Origin of the sequence: uncultured Cytophaga sp., from assembly GCF_937863595.1 — a bacterium.
In the GTDB taxonomy this organism is placed as follows: domain Bacteria; phylum Bacteroidota; class Bacteroidia; order Cytophagales; family Cytophagaceae; genus Cytophaga.
On sequence record NZ_CALMGQ010000054.1, the window covers coordinates 1 to 4,184 of the forward strand.

Genomic DNA, 4,184 nt, shown 5'->3' on the forward strand with positions numbered 1-4,184 from the left:
CCCTAATAAATCTATTCCCTAGATTTGAAAAAGTGGCTTTTTAAGGGACGACTAATTAGATGTTACAACATCCTATATTGCATATCCGTATAAAAGAACCACAATAACCATGTTGTTTGGAAAAATCATATTGTATGTTGAATAAAAATACAACACACAACTGTTCTTTCCGGATGCGATACAAAAGGGGAACCTTCAGTCTTAGTTTTCAGACGCAAGCTGTGGTTTCCCTGTATCCGGATCTTATTTGCATCCCGCAAACTCCTCCCTTCTATATTATTCCTTTATTTATCCATAAGCCCCATCCATTGATATTTAATAAGGTTTTTAAGATTTATATTAATAGATAATTTTATCTGATTCTTGGAGCAATGCCCCATGCTATTATAGGCTTTCGGCTTTATCCCACGAAACAAAATCCATCAAGATAATCTAAACAATAATTGATATTATTAAAATATCTTATGTATACTAAAATAATCCTAGCTGATTCAAATATAAAATCTTTTTTTTAATAAACACTCACACAACAATTATTTAACATATTAAATATAAATGAATTAACATTTGTTAATTTCTACTTTTTGATCAGTTTAATTGTTTTTGTTCGAGCACCTTCTTCAATGCGAACCAAATACAAAGCCGCTGCTATATAGGGTAAAGTTATTATCTGTCGGTTGGTACTAATTCCTTCAAATACTTTTTTGCCATCGCTGCTGTAAATTGTTATTTCTGCAAATTGATCGATACCAGCTATCTGAATGTAATCGTTTGCAGGGTTGGGATATAATACAAAATCTTGTTGTATGTAATTTGCTGTATCTCTATTTGAAAACACATACGTTTGCGGATCGCAGGTATTTTTATCCGTAGCAACAATCGTATAATTCCCTTGTGAAATATCTGGTAAAAAGATGGTATCCTTCACAGAAGATAGTGTTTGGCTTTTATCTCCTGTAATCTCTACACGATAGGGTTTTGTACCACCACTAAATGCAATAAATGCTGGGTTTGTTTTAAATGATGTATCTATATGCAAAGGTAAAGGCTGCGTCATTTGTAGCATAGCCGTGCGGATGGAACAACCAGCAGAATCTGTAATCGTAGAGCGATGACGCATGGGGGACGCAAGATTGGACAATGTAAAAGAGGTATCTGCTAGATTACCTGTGTTCCATTGTAGGTGATAGGGTTCTTCACCTCCATTAGGTATAATATTGAAAGTTCCGTTACCATTTGTTGCACAGTTTGGTGTTACAATAGAATCCGAATACGAAAGATTACAACCAGGCGCTGGTGCAATGGTAATGGTAAAGTCACTGTAAAAAACATAGGTGCTACCTGACTCCAACCCTATCTCACAAGCAGTAGGAAAGTAACAATTATTACAGAATACTCTTACAGCTATGCGCAACCTTGTTTTGCCCAATACTGCATTTTTAGGTATCGAAAATATAAGCGGCCTATACAACGTATCGCTAATTCCAAAGGTATGGTTGTCATTATTGTTATCTGGATGATCAAAAACGCCATCTTGATCGTAATCCATAAATACGGATGCCATAAAAGATGTTGCTGGTAAATAATTCCATTTGGGGCAACTTAGTTGAAGTGTATACGCTTGTCCTTGTTGCAAGGTAGTTGTCCAACTACCCGTATCGGGAATACTTGTTTGATAGTACAAACCTAGGTAAGACTGATCGTAATCTAGCTTATAATGTAGGGTATTCAAATCTAAAAAACAATCGGTAAATGCTTCATTTCCTTGCTCAAAAATATAGTCATCGGTTCGGCAATAATTTTTAGTTACTTCATTTGGTTTCGTGTAAAAAAACGTTGTGCAAACCGTAGTATCCCCAGATGGATTAATGCTATGGATTCGTAAAAAATATTTCTGGCTTGGCGCTAAACTATCCAGTTTCAGTTTTACCATCCCTTTCACAAAACTATAAAGATAAGGCTCTAAGGTATCTGACTCTAGACCTGCTTTATACAAGGGCATGCTTACTTCATCCGTACCCAAATATACATCAAAGCGTAAGCTGTCACGCATATCACTATACCACCATACCCTATCTGAGGTTTCAAGAGTATCTCCTTCCAGCTCCTCGTAATCATTGGCTATATAGGCTGAATCAGCATATACACCCGGTGGGTTCGCATGCCAACGAATGAGAATGGGACAGCTAACAGTTGATTTTACAGGCTGATAATAAATGATATACGTTTGTTGAGTTACAGGTGGTAAAATCGTATCTCTGAGTATACCATATTTAAAATCTATGTTCGATGAATATTTTTGTTGCGTATGCGACCAAGCATCTGAATTGTATCCAACTCCAAATAAATAATTATCTTTACCTGTACCATCTCGTTGGATAATCGATCCATAAGAATTAAAACTATTTTGGCCAGCATTATTTTGAATGTCAACAGAAGGTATTACATTCATTTCTCCTGTTTCTTTTAATTCAAAACTGTTTGTAGATAATATAAGTGCTCCATGCGTTAATATCCTGCTACTTATGACTGTTATTTTTAATCTTCTCTCCCTAACAAAGCCTCCTTTATATACTTGTATAAAAATATCCCCAGTAAAATCCATATTCTTTCCTGTATACAAACCAGAGATTAAATATTTATTCTTTTGCGTAAAAACAGTATCTGTGGAAGATTCTATTAATGTATCTGCATACACCGTCATCCCTCCTTCCCAGGATTTTCCTAATACGATATAGCCTTTTGCATTGATTGCATATATATCAAATTCCTGACCCGCATACGGAAACTTAAAACCAATTGGTAAGCCCTGAATATGCTTGAAACTTGTGATATTTTCCAACACATAGCCATCTGTTAGAAAAGTAGTATAGGCAGGGTAAATAGGGTTATAGGTATTACCAGCATATATATTATTGACAACTTCGAAATTATTCGTATAATCTGGTCGTATATTTTCCTGTGTAACCGTATAAAAAGGATTGGTCTGCGCATGGCTATACCTACATACACATAGTGCGAGTAAGAAAAAAAGGACGATTACTTTTTTATCCATAGTGGGCGATAGCTAGGCGAATGTAAACATATTTTATATATTAATACAAAAAATAGTATTAAGTAACCAATTATTATCTAACATGTTAACATATGTTAATTTATTTTTCACTTTATAATGAGTTTAATCGTTTCACGTTGATTTTCTTCTTCTATTGTAACAAAATATAGGCCCGATGGTAGATTTGGTAAAAACAGCTGCTGTTGATTCGTGCTTGTTGTTTCAAATACGATTTGACCGTCAATACTACATAACTTTATAAATGCCTTATTCTTTATACCCGACATTTGGACATAATTGGTAGCTGGATTTGGGTATAAAATAACTTTTGTGGGTTTGTTTATTGGATTTTCGGTGCCTAATATTCCTTGATTAAACACATACGTTTGCGGATCGCAGGCATTTTTATCTGTCGCAACAATGGTATAATTGCCTTGGGAAACATCTGGTAAAAAGATCGTATCATTTACAGTATATAGTGTATCTGTTTTATCTCCTGTGATCTCCGCTCGGTAGGGTCTTGTACCTCCACTATATGCAATAAATACAGGGCTTGTTTTAAATGACGTATCAATGCGCAAAGGAAAAGGCTGCGTCATTTGTAGCATAGCCGTGCGGATGGAACAACCAGCAGAATCTGTAATGGTAGCACGGTGACGTGCAGGCGCTGCTAAGCCTGATAAGGCAAACAAAGTATCTGCTGAATTACCGGTGTTCCATTGAATGTGATATGGTGCTAGGCCGTTTATTGGTAAAACTTGCAGTGAACCTGTAGCATTTGCACTGCAGGTTGCTATTCCTATTGTATCACTGTAGGAAAGATTACAACCAGGTGATTGAGCAATCGTGATAATAAAATCTTTAAAAATAAGACTGGCACCCAAGGTTGCCTTTGAACAAGCGCTTGGATAAGGGGATCTGTCACTTTGCACTATTCTTAAGCGGGTTTTACCACAGACTGCATTTGAAGGAACAGTTATCGTAACATTGTTATATCGATATGTACTTGCAACGGTAGTTTGATAAAATTCGTTGTCTTCGTTAAAATAACCATCGTTATTATAATCAATAAAAATTGATACTAAAGGTAAATTAATTGCTTGAATATAATATGAGGTTTCAATAGTAC

The 4,184-nt window shown here is 35.5% G+C and carries 2 protein-coding genes; both read right to left on the reverse strand.

Features of this window, described 5'->3' with window-relative positions; genetic code table 11:
* Positions 1–577 precede the first annotated feature (577 nt).
* A complete protein-coding gene (locus tag Q0543_RS04035) occupies positions 578–3,055 on the reverse strand; it encodes a T9SS type A sorting domain-containing protein (RefSeq protein ID WP_299249478.1) in 2,478 nt (825 codons plus the stop codon).
* A gap of 107 nt (positions 3,056–3,162) precedes the next feature.
* Positions 3,163–4,184, reverse strand: a 1,022-nt coding sequence (locus Q0543_RS04040; protein ID WP_299249481.1) for a T9SS type A sorting domain-containing protein, incomplete at its 5' end; no start/stop codon positions are given.

Coding starts and splice junctions, on each gene's coding strand:
- Q0543_RS04035 (WP_299249478.1), bottom strand. CDS start 3,055: ATGGATAAAAAAGTAATCGTCCTTTTTTTCTTACTCGCACTATGTGTA.